23 protein-coding genes are annotated in these 22,959 nt (G+C 71.0%); 10 read left to right on the forward strand and 13 right to left on the reverse strand.

Annotated features, from left to right (window positions below):
- Nucleotides 1-134 precede the first annotated feature (134 nt).
- On the reverse strand, nt 135-551 hold the full coding sequence (locus FFK22_RS19770) for a response regulator (protein ID WP_138889571.1): 417 nt from the start codon (nt 549-551) through the stop codon (nt 135-137).
- Between the two features lie 284 nt (nt 552-835).
- Here FFK22_RS19770 and FFK22_RS19775 point away from each other — a divergent pair, with 284 nt between their 5' ends.
- The 4 genes from FFK22_RS19775 to FFK22_RS19790 all read left to right on the forward strand — a co-directional run bounded on the left by FFK22_RS19775 (nt 836) and on the right by FFK22_RS19790 (nt 7,714).
- Nucleotides 836-1,888, forward strand: a complete 1,053-nt coding sequence (locus tag FFK22_RS19775) for an efflux RND transporter periplasmic adaptor subunit (protein ID WP_186002552.1) — start codon at nt 836-838, stop codon at nt 1,886-1,888.
- A gap of 1 nt (nt 1,889) precedes the next feature.
- Complete coding sequence (locus tag FFK22_RS19780) at nt 1,890-5,006, forward strand: efflux RND transporter permease subunit (RefSeq protein WP_138889569.1); 3,117 nt, start codon at nt 1,890-1,892, stop codon at nt 5,004-5,006.
- A 371-nt stretch (nt 5,007-5,377) separates the two neighbouring features.
- The gene (locus tag FFK22_RS19785) at nt 5,378-6,799 is read left to right on the forward strand and encodes a hypothetical protein (protein WP_138889568.1); all 1,422 of its coding nucleotides are present in this window, start codon (nt 5,378-5,380) and stop codon (nt 6,797-6,799) included.
- A gap of 120 nt (nt 6,800-6,919) precedes the next feature.
- The gene (locus FFK22_RS19790; protein ID WP_138889567.1) at nt 6,920-7,714 is read left to right on the forward strand and encodes an undecaprenyl-diphosphate phosphatase; all 795 of its coding nucleotides are present in this window, start codon (nt 6,920-6,922) and stop codon (nt 7,712-7,714) included.
- A 151-nt stretch (nt 7,715-7,865) separates the two neighbouring features.
- Here FFK22_RS19790 and FFK22_RS19795 read toward each other — a convergent pair whose 3' ends face one another.
- Entirely contained in the window at nt 7,866-8,333 is a 468-nt protein-coding gene (locus tag FFK22_RS19795) for a hypothetical protein (RefSeq protein WP_138889566.1), read from the reverse strand.
- Between the two features lie 74 nt (nt 8,334-8,407).
- Entirely contained in the window at nt 8,408-8,770 is a 363-nt protein-coding gene (locus tag FFK22_RS19800) for a hypothetical protein (protein WP_138889565.1), read from the reverse strand.
- A gap of 312 nt (nt 8,771-9,082) precedes the next feature.
- Here FFK22_RS19800 and FFK22_RS19805 point away from each other — a divergent pair, with 312 nt between their 5' ends.
- A complete protein-coding gene (locus FFK22_RS19805; RefSeq protein ID WP_138889564.1) occupies nt 9,083-10,009 on the forward strand; it encodes a calcium-binding protein in 927 nt (308 codons plus the stop codon).
- A gap of 3 nt (nt 10,010-10,012) precedes the next feature.
- Here the strand turns inward: FFK22_RS19805 and FFK22_RS19810 are convergent, their stop codons facing one another.
- Nucleotides 10,013-11,233 carry a family 1 glycosylhydrolase gene (locus tag FFK22_RS19810; RefSeq protein ID WP_138889563.1) on the reverse strand — a complete coding sequence of 407 codons (1,221 nt, stop codon included), beginning with the start codon at nt 11,231-11,233 and terminating at the stop codon, nt 10,013-10,015.
- On the reverse strand, nt 11,191-11,529 hold the full coding sequence (locus FFK22_RS19815) for a cupin domain-containing protein (protein ID WP_138889562.1): 339 nt from the start codon (nt 11,527-11,529) through the stop codon (nt 11,191-11,193). The genes FFK22_RS19810 and FFK22_RS19815 overlap by 43 nt, the downstream gene beginning before the upstream one ends.
- 143 nt (nt 11,530-11,672) lie before the next feature.
- Here FFK22_RS19815 and FFK22_RS19820 point away from each other — a divergent pair, with 143 nt between their 5' ends.
- The gene (locus FFK22_RS19820) at nt 11,673-12,092 is read left to right on the forward strand and encodes a thioesterase family protein (protein ID WP_186002553.1); all 420 of its coding nucleotides are present in this window, start codon (nt 11,673-11,675) and stop codon (nt 12,090-12,092) included.
- Here FFK22_RS19820 and FFK22_RS19825 read toward each other — a convergent pair.
- Nucleotides 12,089-13,357, reverse strand: a complete 1,269-nt coding sequence (locus FFK22_RS19825; RefSeq protein WP_138889560.1) for an MFS transporter — start codon at nt 13,355-13,357, stop codon at nt 12,089-12,091. The genes FFK22_RS19820 and FFK22_RS19825 overlap by 4 nt on opposite strands.
- 8 nt (nt 13,358-13,365) lie before the next feature.
- On the reverse strand, nt 13,366-13,962 hold the full coding sequence (locus tag FFK22_RS19830; RefSeq protein ID WP_138889559.1) for a PRC-barrel domain-containing protein: 597 nt from the start codon (nt 13,960-13,962) through the stop codon (nt 13,366-13,368).
- Nucleotides 13,963-14,122: 160 nt separating this feature from the next.
- Between FFK22_RS19830 and mdh the strand changes: the two genes are divergently transcribed.
- Both mdh and FFK22_RS19840 read left to right on the forward strand, forming a co-directional pair.
- The gene (mdh, locus tag FFK22_RS19835) at nt 14,123-15,085 is read left to right on the forward strand and encodes a malate dehydrogenase (protein ID WP_138889558.1); all 963 of its coding nucleotides are present in this window, start codon (nt 14,123-14,125) and stop codon (nt 15,083-15,085) included.
- Nucleotides 15,086-15,249: 164 nt separating this feature from the next.
- The gene (locus FFK22_RS19840) at nt 15,250-15,471 is read left to right on the forward strand and encodes an alpha-fetoprotein enhancer-binding protein (RefSeq protein ID WP_138889557.1); all 222 of its coding nucleotides are present in this window, start codon (nt 15,250-15,252) and stop codon (nt 15,469-15,471) included.
- 9 nt (nt 15,472-15,480) lie between these two features.
- Here FFK22_RS19840 and panC read toward each other — a convergent pair whose 3' ends face one another.
- The 6 genes from panC to FFK22_RS19870 all read right to left on the reverse strand — a co-directional run bounded on the left by panC (nt 15,481) and on the right by FFK22_RS19870 (nt 20,203).
- Nucleotides 15,481-16,320 (reverse strand): pantoate--beta-alanine ligase, encoded by an 840-nt coding sequence (gene panC, locus FFK22_RS19845; RefSeq protein WP_138889556.1) that lies wholly within the window; start codon nt 16,318-16,320, stop codon nt 15,481-15,483.
- Complete coding sequence (gene panB, locus FFK22_RS19850; protein WP_306770137.1) at nt 16,317-17,141, reverse strand: 3-methyl-2-oxobutanoate hydroxymethyltransferase; 825 nt, start codon at nt 17,139-17,141, stop codon at nt 16,317-16,319. The genes panC and panB overlap by 4 nt, the downstream gene beginning before the upstream one ends.
- Before the next feature lie 148 nt (nt 17,142-17,289).
- Nucleotides 17,290-17,766, reverse strand: coding sequence for a carboxymuconolactone decarboxylase family protein (locus FFK22_RS19855; protein ID WP_138889554.1), 477 nt, complete (start codon nt 17,764-17,766; stop codon nt 17,290-17,292).
- Nucleotides 17,767-17,861: 95 nt separating this feature from the next.
- On the reverse strand, nt 17,862-18,338 hold the full coding sequence (locus tag FFK22_RS19860) for a carboxymuconolactone decarboxylase family protein (RefSeq protein ID WP_138889553.1): 477 nt from the start codon (nt 18,336-18,338) through the stop codon (nt 17,862-17,864).
- Between the two features lie 103 nt (nt 18,339-18,441).
- Entirely contained in the window at nt 18,442-19,860 is a 1,419-nt protein-coding gene (locus FFK22_RS19865) for an amidase (RefSeq protein WP_138889552.1), read from the reverse strand.
- Nucleotides 19,861-19,918: 58 nt separating this feature from the next.
- Complete coding sequence (locus FFK22_RS19870) at nt 19,919-20,203, reverse strand: GNAT family N-acetyltransferase (protein ID WP_138889551.1); 285 nt, start codon at nt 20,201-20,203, stop codon at nt 19,919-19,921.
- Between the two features lie 97 nt (nt 20,204-20,300).
- On the opposite strand from FFK22_RS19870, the gene FFK22_RS19875 reads away from it, so the two are divergent.
- Together FFK22_RS19875 and FFK22_RS19880 are read left to right on the forward strand one after the other, a co-directional pair.
- Nucleotides 20,301-21,515 carry a putative DNA modification/repair radical SAM protein gene (locus FFK22_RS19875; protein ID WP_138889550.1) on the forward strand — a complete coding sequence of 405 codons (1,215 nt, stop codon included), beginning with the start codon at nt 20,301-20,303 and terminating at the stop codon, nt 21,513-21,515.
- The gene (locus FFK22_RS19880; RefSeq protein ID WP_138889549.1) at nt 21,515-22,942 is read left to right on the forward strand and encodes a UdgX family uracil-DNA binding protein; all 1,428 of its coding nucleotides are present in this window, start codon (nt 21,515-21,517) and stop codon (nt 22,940-22,942) included. Before FFK22_RS19875 ends, FFK22_RS19880 begins: the two co-directional genes overlap by 1 nt.
- Nucleotides 22,943-22,959 lie beyond the last annotated feature (17 nt).

The raw sequence follows: 22,959 nt of genomic DNA on the forward strand, positions 1-22,959 counted from the left end.
CCCTTCACGTCACGGCGAGGAGGCGAAGCCGCCTCCTTGCGTTCAGAAGGGGCCATCCAGGGGCGGTGCGAGCGGCCCTGGATGGCCACGCCCCTTCGGGGCTCGCCATGACGGGTCAATCGTAGGGGCCGACCTCAGTGGATGCTGGCATCGCCGGGGTGGGCGTTGAAGATCGACTGCACCAGCCCGGAGAAGCGGCGCGGGTCGTAGGGCTTCGACAGGATCGGCAGGTTGCGGTAAGCGGCCGGCAGGCTTTCCCGCGGATAGCTGGTCGCCAGGATCACCGGCACGCCGCGCTGCAGCAGGATGTCGACCGCCGGGAAGGCCGCGGCGCCGGACAGGTTGAGGTCGACCATGGCGCCGTCGATCATCTGGCTGCGCGCCATCTCGACGGCGCGCGAGACTGTCGTCGCCGGGCCGACCACGGTGCCGCCCCAGGTCCGCAGGGTCAACTCCAGGTCGAGCGCCACGATCTGCTCGTCCTCGACGATCAGGATGCGACGTCCGTGCAGGTCGACCGCATCCTCCGCTTCGCTGTAGAGCAATCCCATTCCACCTGTCCCGGGCTCGGCCGAGAGCGGGCCGTTCCTCCGGGTCCCTTCCAGTGTCGCTGCTGGACGCAGCGTGGACTCGTCATATCATCGCCATAAACACCGGATTCTTTGGCGGGTTCCCGAGATCGGCGTCGCTGCGACGGAATCTCCACGCTGTGCCGTGGAGGTACAGCCGGCTTTAACAAAGAAGAAACGGGCGGTTGGTACTACAATGCGCCCGTGAGAACGGGTGCGCGTACGGAAGGGGGCTTCGCGGACGCATGCGCGCGTGGAAACAGTTTGTGGTCATCGGCCTGCTCGCCGCTGCGGCGGCGGGGGTGTGGCGCTATGCGCCGTTCCGGGCCGACGGCGCGATGGCGCCGCATGGCGGCCCGATCGCGGTCCCGGTGCTGCTGGCCCCGGTGCACACCGGCACGGTCACCGAGGCGATGGACGCCGTCGGCACCACCCGGGCGAACGAGGCGGTCACCATCACCGCCAAGACCACCGGCATCGTCGACCGGATCGAGTTCGAGGACGGCCAGGTCGTCCCGGCCGGCGCCCCGATCATCCGGCTGGACAGCGACGAGCTGGTGGCCACCGTCGCCTCGGCCGAGGCCGAGCTGCGCAACGCCCGCGTGTCGCTCGACCGGGCCGAGACCCTGTCGCGGTCGCGCAACGTCGCGCAGGCCCAGGTCGACACGCTGCGCGCCGATCTCGAGGTCAAGACCGCGGCGGTGGCGGCGCAGAAGGCGCGGCTGGCGGAGCGGGTGATCACCGCCCCCTTCGCCGGCACGCTGGGCATCCGCAAGGTCAGCCAGGGCGCTCTGGTGTCGCCCGGCACCGCGATCGTCACGCTGGACGACCTCAGCCGGGTCAAGGTCGACTTCAACCTGCCGGAGATGCTGCTGTCGCGCCTGGCCCCGGGCCTGACCCTCGAGGTCCACAGCGACGCCTATCCCGACCGCGCCTTCACCGCCACCGTGACCTCGGTCGACACCCGCATCGACCCGGCCACCCGGTCGGTCACCACGGTGGCGGAGATCGACAACCGCGACGGGCTGCTGCGCCCCGGCATGTTCCTGACCGTGCGGGTGCAGCTGTCGACCGACCCCTCCGCCCTGCTGGTGCCGGAGCAGGCGCTGGTGCCGCAGGGCACCCGCCAGTTCGTCTATCTGGTCGTCGACGGAAAGGCGGTGCGGCGCGAAGTGACGCTGGGCACCCGGCTGCGCGGCCAGGTGCAGATCCGGTCCGGCCTGGCCGCCGGGGATGCGGTGGTGGTCGAGGGCACGCAGCGGCTGCGCGACGGCGTGCCGGTCCAGGTGCAGGGGGCCGGCACGGCGCCGGCGACTTGACATGGTCCTGTCCGACACCGCCATCAAGCGCCCGGTCTTCGCCATCGTCGTCAGCCTGCTGCTGGTGGTGCTGGGCGTCTTCGCCTTCCAGCGGCTGACCGTCCGCGAATATCCCAACATCGACCCGCCGGTGGTGTCGATCAGCACCACCTATGAGGGCGCCTCGGCCCAGGTGATCGAGAGTCAGATCACGCAGGTGATCGAGGAGGGCGTGGCCGGCGTCGCCGGCATCCGCACCATGCGCTCGACCAGCCAGGAGGGGCGCTCCAGCGTCCGGCTGGAATTCGACATCGAGCGCGATGTCGAGAGCGCGACCAACGACGTCCGCGATTCGGTCGGCCGGGTGATCGCCAGGCTGCCGGACAATGCCGACACCCCGATCATCCGCAAGGTCGACGCCGATGCCAGCCCGATCATCTACGCCACCCTGACCAGCGACGGCCGCTCGGCGATCGAGCTGAGCGACATGGCCAAGCGCTATGTCGTCGACCCGCTCTCGGCCGTCGACGGCGTCGCCCAGGTGACGATCGGCGGCGAGCGCCAGCCGTCGATGCGGGTCTGGCTCGACCGCAACGCCATGGCGGCGCGGCTGGTCACGGCGCAGGACGTCAAGGACGCGCTCGAGGCGCAGAATGTCGAGCTGCCGTCCGGCCGGGTCGAATCGAACGACCGCGAGCTGACGGTGCGCACCAACACCCGGCTGTCGACGCCGGAGGAGTTCGCCCGCATCGTGCTGCGCCGCGAGGGCGAGACGCTGGTGCGGCTGGGCGACGTGGCCCGGGTCGAGGTCGGCGCACGCGACGACCGCAGCGGCTTCCGCGCCAACGGCAAGCCCGCCGTCGGCATCGGCGTGGTCAAGCAGTCGACCGCCAACACGCTGGACGTGGCCGAGGGCGTGCGCCACGCCATGGACGCGCTGCGCCAGTCGCTGCCGCCGGATGTGCGGATCGAGATCTCCTCCGACGACAGCGTGTTCATCGACAAGTCGATCGAGGAGGTGTTCCTGGCCCTGGCGATCGCGCTGGCGCTGGTGATCGGCATCGTCTTCATCTTCCTGCGCAGCATCCGCGCCACGTTGATCCCGGCGGTCGCCGTGCCGGTGTCGATCACCGCCTCCTTCATCGTGCTGGCGGCGCTGGGCTATTCAATCAACGTCCTGACCCTCTTGGCCATGGTGCTGGCCATCGGCCTGGTGGTCGACGACGCCATCATCGTGCTGGAGAACATCAGCCGCCGGATCGAGCATGGCGAGCCGCCGCTGGTCGCCGCCTATCTCGGCTCGCGCCAGATCGGCTTCGCCGTGGTCGCCACCACCGCGGTGCTGACCGCGGTGTTCGTGCCGATCTCCTTCCTGCAGGGCAATGTCGGCCGGCTGTTCAGCGAATTCGGCATCACCGTCGCCTCCTCCGTGCTGTTCTCGGCGCTGATCGCCTTGACCCTGACCCCGGCGATGTGCAGCCGGCTGCTGCGCCCGGCCAATGAGGAGACCTGGCTGCACAAGGCGACCGAGCACGGCTTCGAGCTCTTGAACCGCGGCTACAAGGCGACGCTCGGCTTCGCCCTCGCCGCGCCCCTCCTGGTCTGCGCCATCGCCGTGGCACTCAGCCTCGGCGCCGTGGCGCTGCTGCAGAGCCTGCCGCAGGAATTCGTGCCGACCGAAGATCGCGGCCGGGTGGTGATCAGCGCCACCGGGCCGGAGGGCTCGAGCCTGGACTATACCGGCGCCCAGCTGGTCCGGATCGAGGCCGCGCTGACACCCTATGTCGAGGCGCAGGACGTCACCCGCCTGCTGGCCATCCTGGCGCCGTCCTGGGGCCCGACCGGCGTCAACCGGCTGACCGTGGTCGGCCAGATGAAGCCCTGGGACGAGCGCAGCCGGACGCAGCAGCAGGTGGTACGCGAGCTGGCGGCCAAGCTGGCCGGCATCCCCGGCATCCGCGCCGTCGCCATCAACCCCAGCGGCCTTTCCCGCGGCTCCGGCGCCCCGGTGCGCTTCGTCATCGGCGGCAACACCTATGAAGAGCTGATCTCATGGCGCGACAGGCTTGAGGACCGGCTGCGCGGCTCGCAGGTGCTGCGCAACCTGCAGGCCGATTACGACGAGACCAAGCCGGAGCTGCGCGTCGCCATCGACCGCAACCGCGCCGCCGATCTCGGCATCTCGATCCGCGCCATCGGCGAGACGCTGGAGACCATGTTCGGGTCGGTCGCCGTCACCCGCTACGAGGATGACGGCGAGGAATACGACGTGGTGCTGCAGGCCCGGGCCGAGGACCGGCAGACGCCGCGCGACCTGTCCAACATCTTCGTCCGCGCATCCGGCGGCACGCTGGTGCCGCTGACCAGCCTGGTGAAGCTGCAGGACGTCGCCGGGCCGGCCAGCCTGGGCCGCTTCGACCGGGTCCGCGCCATCACCTTCACCGCCAGCCTGGCCGACGGCGCCACGCTGGGCGACGCGGTGGACGAGATCCGCGCCGCCGTCACCGAGGCGCTGCCGACCGAGGCCCGCCTGTCCTGGGACGGCGACACCCGCGAATTCCTGGAGAGCAGCGCCTCGCTCTACATCACCTTCGGCACCGCCCTCCTGATCGTGTTCCTGGTGCTGGCGGCGCAGTTCGAAAGCTTCGTCCACCCGGTCACGATCCTCTTGACCGTGCCGCTGGCGATCTTCGGCGCGCTCGGCTCCGTCGCGCTGCTCGGCATGACCGTGAACATCTACACCCAGATCGGCATGGTCATGCTGATCGGGCTGACGGCGAAGAACGCGATCCTGATCGTCGAATTCGCCAACCAGCTGCGCGACGAGGGGCTGGACGTGCTGCAGGCGGTGCACGAGGCCGCGGCGACCCGCCTGCGGCCGATCCTGATGACCTCGATCGCCACCGCGCTGGGCGCCCTGCCGCTGGCGATCGCCACCGGCGCCGGCGCCGAATCGCGCCAGGCGATCGGCGTCGTCATCTTCGGCGGCGTCATGGTCTCGACCCTCTTGTCGCTGTACCTGGTGCCGGTGCTGTACCGGGCCCTGGCCCGCTTCACCTCGCCGGCCAGCCGCACCACCAAGGAGCTGGAGCGCCAGCTGCTGGTCCATCGCAGCGAGGGCTCGTCGCCAGCGGAGTAGGAAACCTCGCCTCACTTCGGCGAATTTTTCGCCCCGGCTGCGCGGCTTGAGCGGCCGGCGTCGCACATCATCCGGCTCGATCTCCTTTAGTTCCCCCTCCCCTCGCGGGAGGGGGGTAGGGGGAGGGGGTTCTCTCGGCTTGATCCGGCCCAGGCCGTCGCAAACCGGCACCGATGGCGAGTTCGGCTCTCTACCCATACGCGCGCCGACGCGCGCAGCCCCCTCCCCCTGCCCCCCTCACGCGAGGGGAGGGGGGACTCAAAAGGCATGTGTGAATGCCGTAGTGTGAACCGGCCGCGCCGCCCTGGCACACCTGTTGCAAGGCTCCTGACCGCCGCCCGATCCGGGCGGCGTTGCGTCGGGGGACGCCCATGAAGAAGCGCTGGAAATTTGCGGCCGGGATCGCCGCCGCCTTGCTGGCCGTGCCGGCCGCCGCCTATGTCGCCGTGGTGCGGCCCAATTACCCGCCCGTCCCGGTGCTGGAGGCTGCACCGCCGCGCAACCAGGCCGAGGCCGACCGCCAGGACCTGGAGCTGCTGCGCAAGCTGCCGGAGGTCGACCGCAGCTTCTCGGACGGCGCCCGCGAACGGTTCGACCTGCGGATCGAGGGGCTGCTGGCGGAGGTGGCGGCGGCCGGGCCCGCCGGCATGGACCGAGCCCGCTTCGAGACGGCGATCACCTGCGCCGTGGCGCTGGCCGGCAACGGCCACACCTATGTCCGCGGCGCCGCCATGGGCCGCTCGCTGAACACGCTGCCGCTGCGGCTGGTCTGGTTCGACGACGGCCTCTACGTCGTCTCCGCCCGCGAGGCGCTGGCCGACCTTCTGGGCGCGCGTGTGGCCGCGCTGGGCGGCCGCGCGCCCGAAGGCCTGGCCGGCGCGCTGCGCCCCTGCATCGGCGGCAACGACGTCCGGGCCCGGCTGCTGTCGGTCAGCCTCCTGTCCTCCCCCGCCGCGCTGCACGCCCTCGGGCTGCTGCCCGCGGCCGATGCCGCCACCCTCGCCTTCGACCTGCCGGACGGCCGGCGCATCGAGCGGCGGATCGAGGCCGATCCGCGGCCGGCGATCCGGGCGGAGGGCGAGGTGCGCTGGCCGGCCTCCGACCTGCTGCCGGCCGCACTGCCGGCGGATGACGGCCCCTGGCGGCATGTCCTGTCGGGGGTGGATGCGCTGCCGCTGTATCTGCAGCATGGCGACCGCGCCTATTGGCACGATTATCCGTCGCCGGACACGCTGTTCGTCGAGCTGCGACGCATCCGCGACGTGCCCGACGACAGCCTGGAGGCGTTCCTCGACCGGGTGCTGGCGGAGGCGGCGGAGCGCCGGCCGAAGACCGTAATCGTCGACCTGCGCGCCAACACCGGCGGCGACTACATGCTGACCGCCGCCTTCGCCCGCCGGCTGCCGGACGTCCTGGCGCCGGACGCCCGGATCCGCGTGCTGACCGGCCCCGACACCTTCTCCGCCGCGATCTCCACGCTGGCCCGGCTGAAGCATTTCGGCGGCGGCCGGGTCGAGATCGTCGGCCGGCCGGTCGGCGATTTCACCGCCTTCTGGGGCGAGGGCGGACGGCTGACCCTGCCGCATTCGGGCCTCTCCATCCGCTACGCCACCGCCTTCCACGATTGGGGCCAAGGCTGCGGGCTGGCGCAGATCGGCAACTGCTTCTGGCTGAACTACCTGTACGGCGTGGCTGGCGGCGAATTGTCGCCGACCGTGCCGGTGCGCTTCACCTTCGCCGATTACCGCGCCGGCCGGGACGCGGACATCGTGGCCGTCGCGGCCGAAGACTGATCCGTCCCCTCCTCCGGGTTAATTCTCGTCAGGATCGCCCCCGCCGCCCCGGCGGGGCTTTCCAAAACCGCCGGCTTCGTTCACAAGCGAGGCGGCCTCGTTTCACCCCGGAGCACTGTCTTGGACTATCTGAGCGCGATCATCCTCGGGGTGATCGAAGGCATCACCGAATTCCTGCCGATCTCCTCGACCGGCCACCTGATCATCGCCGAACACTGGCTGGGCGCACGCTCGGACACCTTCAACATCGTCATCCAGGCCGGCGCCATCCTGGCCGTCACCATCATCTACTGGCGCCGGATTCTCGACCTGGTGCTGGGCTGGCGCCGGCCGGAGAACCGGCATTATGCGATCCGGCTGCTGCTCGCCTTCGCCATCACGGCCGTGTTGGGTCTGGTCGTCAAGAAACTCGGCTTCAACCTGCCTGAGAACATCCTGCCGATCGCGATCGCGCTTGTCGTCGGCGGTTTCTGGATGATCTGGGCCGAGCGGCAGGCGGCGCAGCTGCCCGACAGCCACAAGATCACCTGGCTGGTCGCCATCGTGGTCGGCCTGGCCCAGATCGTGGCCGGCGTATTCCCGGGCACCTCGCGCTCGGCCGCCACCATCTTCGCCGCCATGCTGGTCGGTGCCAGCAACCGGGCCGCGGCGACCGAATTCGCCTTCCTGGTCGGCATCCCGACGATGTATGCCGCCAGCGCCTATGAGCTGTACGGGCAGCTCAAGGAGGGCGGCGCGCATGAGGATTGGGGCGCGCTGGGCGTGGCCTTCGTGGTCTCGACCGTCACCGCCTTCATCGCGGTGAAGTGGCTGCTGGGCTACATCCAGACCCACCGCTTCACCGCCTTCGCGATCTACCGGATCATCTTCGGGGCGCTGCTGCTGGGCGCGGTGGCGCTGGGCTGGATCGCCTGACGGCCCGTCAGAGACCGCTTGGAAATGCGCTGGCGTGAGTCGGCTGGTGGTGGATTCGAGAACCGGCGCGCAGCGGACGTTTGAGTCCGTGAGCACCGGAAGCTTCGAGTCCGCCGTCAGACGGCCGCGCCAGTAGCATTTACAGACGGTCTCAGCGGTCGTTCTCGTGTCCCGGCCGATAGTAGTAGTAAGGATTTCGCGAAGCGCCCCGGGACGAACCGCGATCGTACCGGCGGTTGTCACCATCGTAACGGCGGACATACCGACGGTTGTCGCCATCGTACCGGCGGCGATCGCCGTAGCCGCGCCGGTAGGATTGCCGGTCGTTGTCGTAGTAGCTGCGGCCGCTATAGGCGCGGCGGCTGCTGTAGTACCGCGGATAGCTGTAGGCGCGAGGGCTGCTGTAGTACCGCGGATAACTGTAGCCCCGCGAGTAGTAGCCACCGGGATAGCTGTAGCTCGGCCGGGAGGTGCGGTAGCCGTAACCGTAGCCATAGTCGTTATAGGCGTAGCTGCTACCGTATCCGTAGTCTCCCGGATAGGCGACGCAGGCGCCCAGGCCGGCCGCGGCCGCCAGGGCACCGATCAGGAACAACCGACGCAGACCGGTCGGGGACATGAGCTGACACTCCTTCAGGCCGCGGGCGGCCTTGCCGCAGCCCGCGGCTGGACAAGCAACGACGGGCCGGCCGGTTACCGCCGGTTGCCCCGGTCGTCGCCGTAATAGCCGTAACCGCCGCGATAGCCGTAGCGCGGATAGCCATACCCGCCGCCATAGCCGTAGCGCGGATAGCCGTACCCGCCGCGATAGCCGTAATAGCGGGGATAGCCGTACGACGTCGGATAGTTGTAGTAGCGGGGATAGCTGTAGGCTTGAGGATAGGTGTAGTACCTCGGGTAGCTGTAGGTCGGCGCCGGGGCATAGGCGTAGTCGTCATAGCCGTAGGTGCTGTAGCCGGCATAGCCCACCGGGTAGGCGTAGCAGCCGCCGAGACCGACCGCGGCTGCGGCCAGGGCGCCGGCCAGAACCAGCCGGCGCAGACGGGTCCGAGACATGACCTGACACTCCATCAGCCCGCGGGCTGGCGCCGCGACGGCGTCGCGGCGTCCCCCCGCGGCGTGACGAATCAACGCAGCACAGCCCGTCCGGTTCCGCCGCAGCAGAAGGGCCGGGCATGCGGGCGACGAACACACGGATGTCATAGTCTGCCGCTACGGAGCAGAGGTTTCATCGGTCGAATCCAGATTTTGCAGGGACTTGGCACTGGCCGCTTTGGTCGGGCCGCCAGATTTTTCTCGAGCTTTCATCTCCGACCCACCGTTGCCGGGGCTTTCGTGAGACGCTGTTGCCCATTGGCGGTGCCGGCCATGCTGACACCCAGCCGGAGGCCGGTCCCAACAGGAATGGAGCGCGGCAGCAACCACGACTACGAGACCCTGGTCGGCAATGCCGGGGTCAATGTGCTCTACGGCAATGGCGGCGACGATGTCGTGCGCGGGGCCGGCGGCGGCAACCGGCTGGACGGCGGTGCCGGCAGCGATACCGCCAAATACGACGAAGGCAATGTCGGCGTCGTCATCAACCTGTCCACGGGCGCCGCATCGGGCGGCAACGCCGAGGGCGATGTGCTGGTCTCGATCGAGAACCTGTTCGGCAGCCAGGGCAACGACAGCCTCAGCGGCAATGCCGGCGCCAACACCCTGTCCGGCTGGGGCGGCGACGATGTGCTCCGCGGCGGCGCCGGCGCCGACCGCCTCGACGGCGGCGCCGGCAGCGACACCGCCAGCTATTACACCGGCACGGCCGGGGTGACGGTCAATCTCGCGACCGGCACCGGCACTGGCGGCGACGCCCGGGGCGACACCTTTGTCTCGATCGAGAACGTCAACGGTTCGACCGCGGCCGACCAGATCACCGGCAACGCCGGGACCAATGCGCTGAACGGCTGGGCCGGCCAGGACGTGCTGCGCGGCGGCGGTGGCGCCGACCGCTTCGCCTTCACCGCCGCCTCGCACAGCACCGTGGGCGCGGCCGACCGGATCACCGATTTCAGCCATGCCCAGGGCGACCGGGTCGACCTGTCGGCGATCGACGCCAACACCGGCGTTGCCGGCAACCAGGGCTTCAGCTTCATCGGCAACGCCCTCTATTCCGGCATCGCCGGCCAGCTGCGCTATGCTTCCGACGGCACCACCACCACCATCGCCGGCGACATCAACGGCGACAAGGTCTCGGACTTCCACATCCAGCTCACCGGCGCCATCGGCCTGGTCGCCGCCGACTTCGTGCTGTAGCCCCTACCCCCGGATCCGGGACTGCAGCCGGCGCCAGCTGTCCTTCGGCAGCGGCGCGTCGGCGCGCCTGTCCCAGGCGGCCAGACCGGCGGGCGGCGCGAACCCGTCGTCCAGCACCGGGCCAAGGAACACCGCCGCAAGCGGCACGCCCGCTTCCCAGGCGGCCTCGGCGGCTTCCAGCTGCATCTCCAGCCGCTCGATCCGGGCGCCATCCTCGATCCGGCCCTCGCGCAGCGGCGGATCCTCGGCCGCGACCCGCAGCGTCAGATGGAGCGGCAGCTTCGGCCAAGCCGCGGCCAGGCGGTCGAGCGCCCGGCGCAGCGAATCGGGGCCGGCGCTCTCCGGCACGGTGCCGCCGCGCGGCCGGCCGGCCAGATCGACCCCGCTCGGGGCGGCGGCGTCCATCCGGGCCCAGAGCGGCCCGGCATGGTCGAGCAGCAGCAGGTCGACCGGGCCGCGGCAACGCTTCTCGTCGTCCTCCTCGACCACCCGGCCCAGGCGCTCGGCCGCCAGTTCGGGGTACCGGCCATCGCGCAGGGTGGTGACCGACGCCTCCCACCCCAGCGCCTCGGCGATGACCACGGCGTCGGACGAGGCCAGCGTGTCGTCCCAGGGCTCGGGCGGCGGCCCGGCCAGAGCGGCGCCCAGGCGCCAGCGGCCGCTCTCCTGCCGCAGCGCCGACAGCGCCAGGCCGCGGCCGAGCAGCAGATGGTGCAGGATCGCGCGGAACGCCGTGTCCTCGGCCATGCCGATCGGCCGGTCGCGCCAGGCCGCCTGGTCAAGGGCGAAGCCGGGGGCGCCGGCATCGACCGTCAGCGCCGCCATGCGGTCGCCGATCCGGCCGGCGACGCGGCAGGCGAATTCGGCGAAGCGCCAAGCCGTGTCCCGCGCGGTCCAGCCGCCGCGGATGCGGATGTCGCGCGGCAGCCGGGCCGGCGCCAGCATCGGCCAGGGGGCCAGCCCGGCCTCGCCCAGCGCGTCGACCCGGCGGTCGAGCCCAGCCAGCGCCGCGGGGTCGAGCTTGCCGCGCCCTTCCGGCTGCAACGCCGCCCAGTCGAGCGCGAAGCGGCCGGCGGCGGCGCCCATATCGGCAGCCAGGCGCAGCGCCTCGGCCTCCTGCCGCGGCGACGCCGGCGCGCCGAGATCGGCGCCCCAGAGCAGCGCGGTGCGCGGTGCCGGCTCTAGCTCTTCTCTCCGCCCTCCGGGCCCCAGAAGATCACCCATGTCGCAAAGTCATCGCTGAAATCCTCGAACCGATGCTCCATATGCGCCGGAACGAAGATCACGTCACCCGGCCCGAAGGCTTTCCGCTCGCCGTCGCGGAAAAACATGCCGGTGCCGCGCCAGACGACATACAGCTCGTCGCGCTTGTGCGGCCCCTGCGGATCGGTGCCGCGCGGGGCGTACAGCCCGACCTTCATGGTGCCGTGCTGCAGCCGGTAGAGGAACTGCTCGGCCGGCAGCGCCGGGAAAAGGGCCGTGGTCTCGGCCGCCGTGGTCAGCCAATGATCGGCGCTCATGGCGCTCTCCTTCTGTCCCTGGTCCGGCAACGGTAGGCCCGCCGGCCAGGCCAGGCGACCGGAACCTTGTCTCGCGACAACCCGCGGCTTCCCTCCGCTGCCGATTCGAGGCTATGTCGCAACCAAGCCGACCGGAGAGCGCCATGACCGACTTCGATCCGACCGATCCCGCCGCCTATCCGCATTGGGCGGAGGAGCGCGTGCGCTACTCCGACACCGACGCGCTGGGCCATGTGAACAACAACGCGTACGGCGTCTATTTCGAGACGGCGCGGCTGCACTTCTTCCGCGACGCCGGCATCCATCTGGGCAAGAGCCGCGGCGCCGTGGTGGTGCGCATCACCATGAACTTCCTACACGAGCTGACCTGGCCGAACGACGTCCGCATCGGCACTCGCATGGTGAAGCTGGGCGGCAAGTCCTTCACCTACGCCCAGGCGCTCTTCGTCGGCGACCGCTGCCACGCGACGGCGGAGACGGTGAGCGCGATGTTCGACCTGGAGACGCGCCAGTCCTTCCCGATCCCGGAGGAGCTGCGCGCCCGCTTCGCGCCGGACCTTTAGGTCTCCTCGGCCGGCCGCGTCTCCGGCATCGTCAGCGTGATCAAGACCAAGCCGGCGGCGGCCACCGCGGCCAGGGTGGTGAAGGCGGCATAGCTGCCGAAGCTGTCGGCCACGAAGCCGGCGAGGATGGTGCTGACCGCGGCACCGATGCCCATGGCGCAGCCGACCAGCCCCTGGGCCAGGTTGAAATGGCCGCTGCCGCGGGCGAGGTCGGCGATGGTCAGCGGCACCAGCACGCCGAGCACCGTCGCCGAGATCCCGTCCAGCACCTGGAACAGCACCAGCAGCTGCGGGTCGCCGGTCAGCGAGAACAGGAAGGCGCGGATCGCCAGCGCCACGAAGCCGAGGATCAGGAACGGCCGCCGGCCCCAGCGCTGCGCCGCCCGCCCCATCCAGGGCGACAGCACCGTGACGGTGAGCTGCGGCACGATCACCGCGGCCGCCACCATCAGCGTCGCCGCCTGGCTCGACCGCAGCGTCACCATGCTGGCGGCGAGCGGCAGCATCGCCGCATTCGCCAGGTGGAACATGGCGATGCAGCCGGCGAAGACCAGCAGCGTGCGATTGCGCGCCAGCACGGCGAGGCCGGCCACCGAGGCCTTCAGCCCCTCGCCCTCCCGACGCGGCGGGGCCGACGCCGGCCGGATCTCGCCGGGCTGGATCCGGGTCAGGGCGAACAGGGCCGGCGCCACCAGCGCCGCCGCCAGGAAGAACACCGCCTGGGTGGACAAATACTGACCGCACAAGCCCATGATGGCCGCGGCGATGCCGGTGCCGGCCGAGGCGAAGGCGGCGTTGCGGCCCAGCCGCTCGCTCATCCCGCCCGGGCCGGCCAGGCCGAGGCTGAGCGAGACGATGGCGAAGCTGACGATACAGCTGGCCGCGGCATGCAGCACGCGCGAGGCCAGCACCACTGGAAAGATCGGCCAGGCGGCGAAGGCGAAGGCGGCGACGCCGATCGCCGCCAGCGCCACGGCGGCCGTCGCCCGCACCGACCGGACCGAATCGACGAAGGCGCCGAGCGGCACCTGGCCGACCAGCCCGACCAGGCCGCTGACGGTGAGCACGAGGCCGATATCGACCTGGGTCCAGCGCTGCGTCGTCAGGAACACCGCGACGAAGGCGCCGAAGCCGGTCTGCACATCGGCGACGAAGAACACGAACCAATCGAGCCCGCGGCGACTGCCGCGCGAGGCCTGCGGCACGCTCGCCTCGGCCGGGACCGCGGCCGCGTCTTTCCGGTCGAAACCGTCGTTTCCCGCCATCGGCCCGACTAGGGCTTCGGCGCCGGTGCGTTGACGTCCGGCGCGGCTGCGGGAGCGGGAGCGGCCTGAGGCGCGGGAGCCGGCGACGGCGAGCCCGGCGCATCCGGGGCGGCCGGGGCCGGAGCCGTGTCCGCCCGGCCGACCACCACCACCGGCTCGCCCGGCTTGTAGGCTGGCGCGCCGCGCAGCTGGGCCTCCGTCAGGTCGGTGACGATCTTGTCCATGCTGCCGTCCTTCGGGAAATGCAGCACCCGCCAGTCGACCGCGATCTGGCGCGAGCCGACGCCGAGGAATCCGCCGAAATCGACGATGGCGGCCCGGGTCATTCCGGCGCGGTCGACGACCACGTCGACCACCCGGCCCAGGTCGTCGCCCGAGGCGCTCTGCACCGATTTGCCGAGCAGCGTGCCGGCCGCGCCGCCGTCGATCACCACCGCCGGAGTCTCCGAGGCCTGCCGCTGGTCGGGCGCCGGGGCTGCGGGCGCGGCCGGGGTCGCCGGAGCCTCCGCCGGCGGCGTCTGAGGCTGCGCCGGCGGCGCATCCTGGGCGCGGGAAACGCCGGTCACCGCGAAGACGGCGAGCACGGCCGGAAGGAGAATGCGCATCGCGGAACCTGCCGTTGTTGTGGACCTGATCTGGGGCTCATCGTGCCGATGACAACCGCTCCGCCAGGATCAACCCGCGGCGGGCCGGCCTGTTCTTGCCGCACCCGCGAAATAGCGCTAGGACAGGGCCCGACTTCAGCCCCTCAAAGGATGGCATGTGATGGCGCGCAACAAGATCGCCCTCGTCGGCGCCGGGCAAATCGGCGGCACTCTCGCCCTTCTCGCCGGCCTCAAGGAGCTCGGCGACATCGTCCTGTTCGACGTGGTCGACGGCGTGCCGCAGGGCAAGGCGCTGGACATCGCCCAGGCGTCGACGGTCGAAGGCTTCGACGCCGTGCTCAAGGGCGGCAGCGACTATTCCGCGATCGAGGGCGCCGACGTCGTCATCGTCACCGCCGGCGTGCCGCGCAAGCCGGGCATGAGCCGCGACGACCTGATCGGCATCAACACCAAGGTGATGCAGGCGGTCGGCGCCGGCATCAAGCAATACGCCCCGAACGCCTTCGTCATCTGCATCACCAACCCGCTGGACGCCATGGTCGGCGTGCTGCGCGAGGTCTCCGGCCTGAAGCCCGAGAAGGTGGTCGGCATGGCCGGCGTGCTCGACTCGGCCCGCTTCCGCTATTTCCTGGCCGAGGAGTTCAACGTCTCGGTCGAGGACGTCACCGCCTTCGTGCTGGGCGGCCATGGCGACACCATGGTGCCGCTGGCCCGCTACTCCACCGTCGCCGGCATCCCGCTGCCGGACCTGGTGAAGATGGGCTGGACCACGCAGGAGAAGCTGGACCAGATCATCCAGCGCACCCGCGACGGCGGCGCCGAGATCGTCGGCCTCTTGAAGACCGGCAGCGCCTTCTATGCCCCCGCCTCCTCCGCCATCGCCATGGCCGAGAGCTACCTGCGCGACAAGAAGCGCGTGCTGCCCTGCGCCGCCTACCTGACCGGTCAGTACGGCGTCAGCGGCTTCTACATCGGCGTGCCGGTGGTGATCGGCGCCGAGGGCGTCGAGCGGATCGTCGAGGTCCAGTTCAACGCCGACGAGAAGGCCGCCTTCGACAAGTCGGTCGCCGCGGTGAAGGGCCTGGTCGAGACCACCAAGAAGCTGATGGACTCGGCGGCCTGATCCGCCCGCCCTCCTGCGGTTTTGCGGACGCCGCGGGCCATGGTCCGCGGCGTTCGTCGTTTCGGCCTGCCGATTTTTGCCGCAATCGCGCGACAGCGTGCCGTCTCGCCTCCGCCGCTGCGGATCGCTAGAGTGCGCGCCCCATGGAACGACCGAGGATGCCCATGACCCGTCTGATCCTGGCCGCCGCCGGCCTGTCCCTCCTGACCCTCGCCGCCTGCGGCGACTCGAACGAGATCCCGATCGACCGTCCGATCATGCAGGGCGAGCCGGCGCCGCCGGCGGTTCCGGCCGAGCCGATCCAGCGCCAACGGCTGTCGGCCCCGCCCCCCTCGCTGACCGGCCAGCAGGATCCGACGCAGACCCAGCAGCCGGCAGCGCAGTAAGGCCCAGTCCTAAGGGACTGGAAGATTGTCGAGCAGCCGCGTGGTGCCGAGCCGGACCGCGGCGATCAGCCGCCGCGGCCGGCCGGGCGCCGGCTCGGCCAGGGTCTCGGCGTCGCGCAGCACCAGATAGTCGACCCCGTCGAAGCCGGCGTCGCGCAGCCGATCCGGCCCCGCGGCCAGCAGCGACGGGTCGGCGGCGATCTCGGCCATGATCCGGTTCAGCCGCCGGGCCACCGCCAGCTGCGCCTCGCCGAGATAGGCGTTGCGCGAGGACAGGGCCAGGCCGTCGCGGTCGCGCACCGTCGGCACCGGCAGGATCTCGCATGGCAGGTCCAGGTCGCGCACCAGCCGGCGCACCAGCAGCAGTTGCTGGAAATCCTTCTCGCCGAAGGCGGCGAGGTCGGGCGCCGCCTGGATCAGCAGCTTCGCCACCACCGTCGCCACCCCGGCGAAATGGCCGGGCCGCACCGCCGCCTCGAGATCGGCGACGATCGAGCCGCCGGGCACGATCGAGAAGGCGAAGCCCTCCGGATAGATCTCCCCAACCGTCGGCAGATAGGCCAGATCGGCGCCGATCGAGGCCAGCTTGGCCAGGTCCTCGGCCTCGCGCCGCGGATAGCGGCTGAAATCCTCCTTCGGGCCGAACTGGGCCGGGTTGACGAAGATGCTGAACATCACCCGGCCGGCCCCGGCCTTCCGCAGGGCCGCAGCCAGCTCCAGATGGCCCTGGTGCAGCGCGCCCATGGTCGGCACCAGGCCGATGCGGTCGCCGGCCCGCCGCCAGCCGGCGACGGCAGTGCGCAGCTCGGCCGCGGTGCGGGCGACCAGCGGGGTGGCAGGATCGGTCATGACGGTTTCTTCTCGGCGAAGACATGCTCGGGGCCCGGGAAGCGCCGGGCGCGGACATCGGCGGCGAAGCCCGTCGCCGCCTCGGTGACCACCGCCTCCAGATCGGCGTAGCGGCGGACGAAGCGCGGCGTGGCGGCGCCGGTCAGGCCCAGCATGTCGTCGGTCACCAGCACCTGGCCGTCGCAGGCTACCGAGGCGCCGATGCCGATGGTCGGGATCGGCACCTCCTCGGTGATCCGGCGGGCCAGCGGCTCGACCGTGCCCTCGATCACCAGCGAGAAGGCGCCGGCCGCCGCCATCGCCTTAGCCGCCGTCAGGATCCGCGCCGCCTCCTCCGCCGACCGGCCGCGGGCGTTGTAGCCGCCCAGCACATGGACCGATTGCGGCAGCAGGCCGACATGGCCCATCACCGGGATGCCGCGGGCGGTGAGGAAGGCGACCGTCTCCGCCATCTCCTCGCCGCCCTCCAGCTTCACGGCGGAGGCGCCCTCGGCCATCAGCCGGGCGGAGGCGGCGAAGGCATCTCTTGGCGCGGCCTGGTAGCTGCCGAAGGGCAGGTCGGTGATGATCGCGGCCCGAGCCGAGCCGCGGCGGACGGCGGCGGTGTGCAGCGCCATCATCTCGAGCGTGACGCCGACCGTGCTGTCCAGCCCGTGCACCACCATGCCCAGGCTGTCGCCGACCAGCAGCGCGTCGACATGCGGGTCCAGCAGCCGGGCCACCGGCGTGGTGTAGGCGGTCAGCACGACGATCGGCTCCTGGCCCTTGCGGGCGCGGAGCTGCGGGATCGTGATACGCCGGATCGCGGCGGAAACGCTCACCTCGGTGCACTCCCAGTCTACGGGATCTGTCGTCCCGGACCCGGGATGCTGCAGTGCAAAATGCGTCGAGGCAAGCCGGATATCACGGCGTGAAAAAAGCGACGGGCGGCCGAAGCCGCCCATCGGACCCTGCAGATGGCTCGAACCCTCAGGCCGCGGCGGCCCGCTCGCTCTCCACGTCCGGCACCGGCGCCTTGCCGAAGCCCACCGCCAGCCGATTCCAGCTGTTGATCGAGCAGACGGCCAGCGTCAGGTCGGTCAGCTCGCGATCGCTGAACTGCGCCTTCGCCGCCTCATAGATCGCATCCGGCACCTGCCGCGTGTCGGCAATGCGGGTCAGCGCCTCGGCCCAGGCCAGCGCCGCCTGTTCGCGCACGCTGAACAGCCCGTGCGCCTCACGCCAGCCGGCGAGGCAGTCGAGCCGCTGCTGGCTCTCCCCGACCTCGCGCAGCCCCTTGGCGTGCATGTCGAGGCAGAAGGCGCAGCCATTGATCTGCGATACGCGCAGGTCGATCAGCAGCATCAGGGCCTTGGGCAGGCCGCAGCTCTCCAGATAGAGATGCACGCCGTACTGCGCCTTCCGGGCGCCAGGGGCCGCAGCGGCCCAGTCGAGTCGCTTGGACATGGTCGGAAGCCCTCCCGTTCTTCGGATGAAAGCCAGAGCAAGGTACCCCTCCCGCCACGCGGGAGAGGTAACGCAAACGCTCGTCTCCAACTCCCTCAGGCCGCGGCGGCCTTCGCGCTCTCGGCGTCCGGCTCCGGCCCCCGGGCGAAGCCCACGGCCAGGCGGTTCCAGCTGTTGATCGAGCCGATGGCGAGGGTCAGGTCGACAAGCTCGCGGTCGCTGAACTGCGCTTTCACCTCGTCGTAGATCGCGTCCGCCACCTGGCGGGTTTCGGCCACCAGGGTCAGGGCCTCCGCCCAGGCCAGCGCCGCCCGCTCGCGGGCGCTGAACAGGCCGTGCGCCTCGCGCCAGCCGGCGACGGCGTCCAGCCGCTGCTGGCCCTCGCCGTCCTTGCGCAGGGCCTTGGCATGCATGTCGAGGCAATAGGCGCAGCCGTTGATCTGCGACACCCGCAGGAACACCAGCTCCTGCAGGGTCATCGGCAGGCCGCAGCCCTCGAGATAGACGTGCACGCCATACTGGGCCTTGATGGCACCGGGGGCGGCGGCGGCGTAGTTGAGACGAGCGGACATGGTCGAAGCATTCCCATCTTGAAATCGGACCCACCCACCGGGGCGGCTTCGACATCAAGACGAGACGGTCTTCACGGATGTGACAAGCCCGATCGAAAAATCGTCAGGCGGCCTTCGGCACCGCGCGGCCGAAGCCGTTCCGCCCGGCCCAGGCCTCGATCGCGCGGGCGGCGGACAGCACCGCGTGGTCGCGGCGGCGGCGGCCGATGATCTGCAGGCCGAAGGGCAGGCCGGTCTCGTCGCGGCCGAAGGGCAGCGCCACCGAGGGCAGCCCGGCCATGGTCGGGCCGTAGGCCAGCGCCAGCCAGTGGAAGTAGCTGGACAAGGCGGCACCGTCGATCGTCGCTGGGTACCAATCTTTCCACGGGAAGGGCGGATGGCCGGCGACCGGGCAGATCACCACGTCGACCCCTTCCAGGAAGGCATCGGCGTCGCGAACCACGCGGGTCTGCACCGTCAGCGCGCTGGCGACGTCGGCGAGGCCGAGCTTCAGTCCGGCGGCGACATTGGCGGTGACGTTCGGCCCGACCTTGTCCGGTGTCGCCTCGACCTTCTCGCGATGGCCGGCGACGAAGCCGACGGCGCGCAGCGTGGCGAAGGCCTCGTCGACGCCGGTCATGTCGACGGAAAAATCGACGCTGCGGCCCACCGCCGGCTCCAGCGCCTGGCGGGCGGCGCGGAAGCTGCGGCGGACGCGGCTGTCCACCGGGGCGAAGCCGAGATCCTCGGTGAAGGCGACGGTCAGTCTGCCGAGAGCGACCGTGTCGAGCGCGCGGAAGGGCTCGCCCTCGACGCCAAGCGACAGCGGGTCGCGCGGGTCATGGCCGACCATGGCCGACAGCAGCAGCGCCGCATCGGCCACATTGCGCGCCATCGGCCCGTCGACCGACAGCGGCGACCAGCCATGGCCGCGGGTCTCGGTCGGGATCAGACCCGGGGTCGGGCGGAAACCGACGATGCCGCAATAGGCGGCCGGGGTGCGCAGGCTGCCGGCGAGGTCGGAGCCGGTGGCCAGCGGGACCATGCCGCAGGCCAGAGCCACCGCCGAGCCGCCGGAGGAGCCGGCGCAGGTCAGCTCATGGTCGAAGGGGTTGAGCGTGGGCCCGAACACCTCGTTGCGGGTGTTGGCGCCGGCGCCGAATTCCGGCGTGTTGGTCTTGGCCAGCACGATGGCGCCGGCGTCGCGCAGCACCGCCACCACCCGCTCGTCGGCCGCCGGCACATTGTCGGCGAACAGCGGCGAGCCATAAGCGGTCAACAGCCCCTCGGTGTCGCTGAGGTCTTTCACTCCGATCGGCAGCCCGTGCAGGGGGCCGAGAGCGTCGCCGCGCTGCACCGCCGCCTCCGCTGCCCGCGCCTCGGCCCGGGCCCGGTCATAGGCCTTGGCGGTGATGGCGTTGACCGCCGGGTCGGCGGCCTCGATCCGGGCGATGCAGCTCTCGACCAGATCGACCGGCGAGACCTCCCCCACCCCGATCAGGCGCCGCAGCTCCACCGCATCGAGATCGCACAGCTCCGCCATGACCGCCTCTTGCTTCCGAAGTCTTGTCCGGCAATCTGCGGGGCTGCGGCGGACAGCGTCAACCGCGATCGCCGGCGACCAGGTCCGCGTAGTCGGGATGGCGCTGGATGAAGGCGGCGATGAACGGGCAGAGCGGCCGGATGGTCAGCCCGGCGGCGCGGATCAGGTCCAGCGTGCCGCGCGCCAGGGCGGTGCCGACGCCGCGGCCGGACAGCGCCTGCGGCACCTCGGTGTGGACCAGCTCGATCACATCGCCGTCGCGGCGATAGGCGACGAAGGCGGTGACGCCGTCGACCAGCATCTCGTAGCGGCTCAGCGCCGGGTTGTCGGCCACCTCGGCCATGGGTCTCTCCTGCGGATTCGCTGCCCTCAGTCTAACGCGACAACACGGCCGTTGACTCTTTTGGAGATCAGAACAAATTAGCAACATGAGCCGAGCCATGACCACCGACGCCAAGCTGGAGATCCTGGCGGACGCCGCGAAATACGACGTGTCCTGCGCCTCCTCCGGCGCCGCGACCCGCGATTCGCGGGATGGCAAGGGGCTGGGCTCCACCTCCGCCCGCGGCATCTGCCATTCCTACACGCCGGACGGACGCTGCGTGTCGCTGCTGAAGATCCTGCTGACCAATTTCTGCCAGTACGACTGCGCCTATTGCATCAACCGGCGGACCAGCAATGTCCGCCGCGCCCGCTTCACCGTCGATGAGGTGGTGAAGCTGACCATCGGCTTCTACCGGCGCAACTACATCGAAGGGCTGTTCCTGTCCTCCGGCATCATCCGCTCCGCCGACCACACCATGGAGCAGCTGGTGGAGGTGGCGCGCCGGCTGCGGCAGGAGCACGGCTTCCGCGGCTACATCCATCTCAAGACGATCCCGGAGGCGAGCCCGGAGCTGCTGGCCGCCGCCGGCCGCTACGCCGACCGGCTGTCGATCAACATCGAGCTGCCGACCGAGGACGGGCTGACCCGGCTGGCGCCGGAAAAGCGCAGCCGCACCATCCGCGGCGCCATGGGCCGGCTGCGGCTGGGGATTGACGAGGCGGAGGCCGAGCCGAAGGCGCCCCGCTTCTCCCCCGCCGGGCAGAGCACCCAGCTGATCGTCGGCGCCGACGGAGCCGATGACGGCGCCATCCTGGGCACCGTCGCCGGCCTCTATGCCGGCTACCGGCTGAAGCGCGTCTACTACTCCGCCTTCAGCCCGATCCCGGAGGCGAGCCGCGCGCTGCCGGCCAAGGCGCCGCCGCTGCAGCGCGAGCACCGGCTGTACCAGGCCGACTGGCTGATGCGCTTCTACGGCTTCGCGGCGGAGGAGATCCTGGCCGGCGCCCCGGACGGCATGCTGGACTTGGCGGTCGACCCGAAGCTGGCCTGGGCGCTGCGCCACCGCGACCGCTTCCCGGTCGACGTCAACCGGGCCGAACGCGGCCTGCTGCTGCGCGTGCCCGGCCTGGGCGCACGGACGGTCGACCGCATCGTCGAGGCGCGCCGGATCCACGCGCTGCGGCTGGCCGACCTGGCGCGGCTGACCGGCGGGCTGAAGCGCGCCTTGCCTTTCATCGTCGCGGCCGATCACTGCCCCACCCGGCTGCTGGACCGGGCCGATCTGCGGGCCTGGCTGGCGCCGCCGACCCAGCTGTCGCTGTTCGCCTGATGCGCACGGTCCGCCTCGCCTGTCCCGACGATCTCGACGCGTTTCGCCAGGCGGCCCGCGGCCTGATCGCCGCCGGCGCGGCGCCGGAGACCGTGTCCTGGCAGGAAGGAGAGGAGGTCGCGCTGCCCTTCGGCAATCCGGTGCCGGACGACACCAAAGCGCCGCCACTGAGCGTGCCGAAGCGGTTCCATGAGCTGGCGGAGCCGGTGATCTGCCATCGCGACCCCGAGCGTTTTGCCTTGCTCTACATCGCGCTGTGGCGGCTGGGGCACGGTGAACGCAGCCTGCTGCAGGATGCGACCAACCCGCTGGTCCGGCGGCTGGAACGGATGGCCGGCGCGGTCGACCGCGACGAGCACCGGATGACCGCCTTCCTGCGCTTCCGCCGGATCGAGACGGACGGGGCAGAGCGCTTCGTCGCCTGGTTCGAGCCGGAACATTATATCCTGCGCCGGGCCGCCCCCTTCTTCATCGGCCGCTTCGCGGCGATGCGCTGGTCGATCCTGACCCCGGACGGGTCGCTGCACTGGGATGGCGGGGCGCTCGACATCGGCCCGGGCATGCGGCGCGAGGATGCGCCGGACGAGGATTCGCTGGAGGATGCCTGGCGCCGCTACTACGCCGCCACCTTCAACCCGGCGCGGGCCAATCCGGTGATGATGCGGTCGGAAATGCCGAAGCGCTACTGGCGCAACCTGCCGGAGGCCGGGCTGATTCCCGAGCTGCTGGACGGCGCCCCGGCCCGCACCCGGGCGATGATCGCGGCGACGGCCGAGCCGCCGCGCAAGGCCATCCCGGCGCCGGGCCTGCACGAGCCCGGCCCTGCCGGCACCCTGGCCGGGCTGGCGTCGGAGATCGCCGCCTGCCGCCGCTGCCCGCTGCACGGCCCGGCGACCCAGCCGGTGTTCGGCGAGGGGCCGCCGGACGCGCCGGTCGTCTTCCTCGGCGAGCAGCCGGGAGACCAGGAGGACCTGGCCGGCCGGGTCTTCGTCGGCCCGGCGGGCCAGCTATTCGAGCGGGCCCTGGCCGAGGCCGGGATCGACCGCGCCCGGATCTACGTCACCAATGCGGTGAAGCACTTCAAATACCAGGTGCGCGGCAAGCGCCGGATCCACCAGCGCCCGAACAGCGGCGAGGTCGAGGCCTGCCGCTGGTGGGTCGAGCGGGAATTGAGCCTGATCCGGCCGCGCCTGGCGGTGGCGCTGGGGGCGACCGCGGCCCGGTCGCTGTCCGGCCATGCCGGGCCGCTGTCGGCGCTGCGCGGCCGGCCGCTGCGCTTCCGCGACGACCTGCCGGGGTTGGTCACGGTCCACCCATCCTACCTGCTGCGGCTGCCCGACCCGGCCGCACAGGAAGCGGAGCACCGGCGCTTCGTGGCGGAGCTGCGCCAGGCGGCGGCGCTGGTGCCGGAGATCCGCCAGGCCTGATCGGCGGATTTGACAAA

The sequence above is a fragment of the Mycobacterium sp. KBS0706 genome (assembly GCF_005938675.2).
Taxonomy (GTDB): domain Bacteria; phylum Pseudomonadota; class Alphaproteobacteria; order DSM-16000; family Inquilinaceae; genus Inquilinus.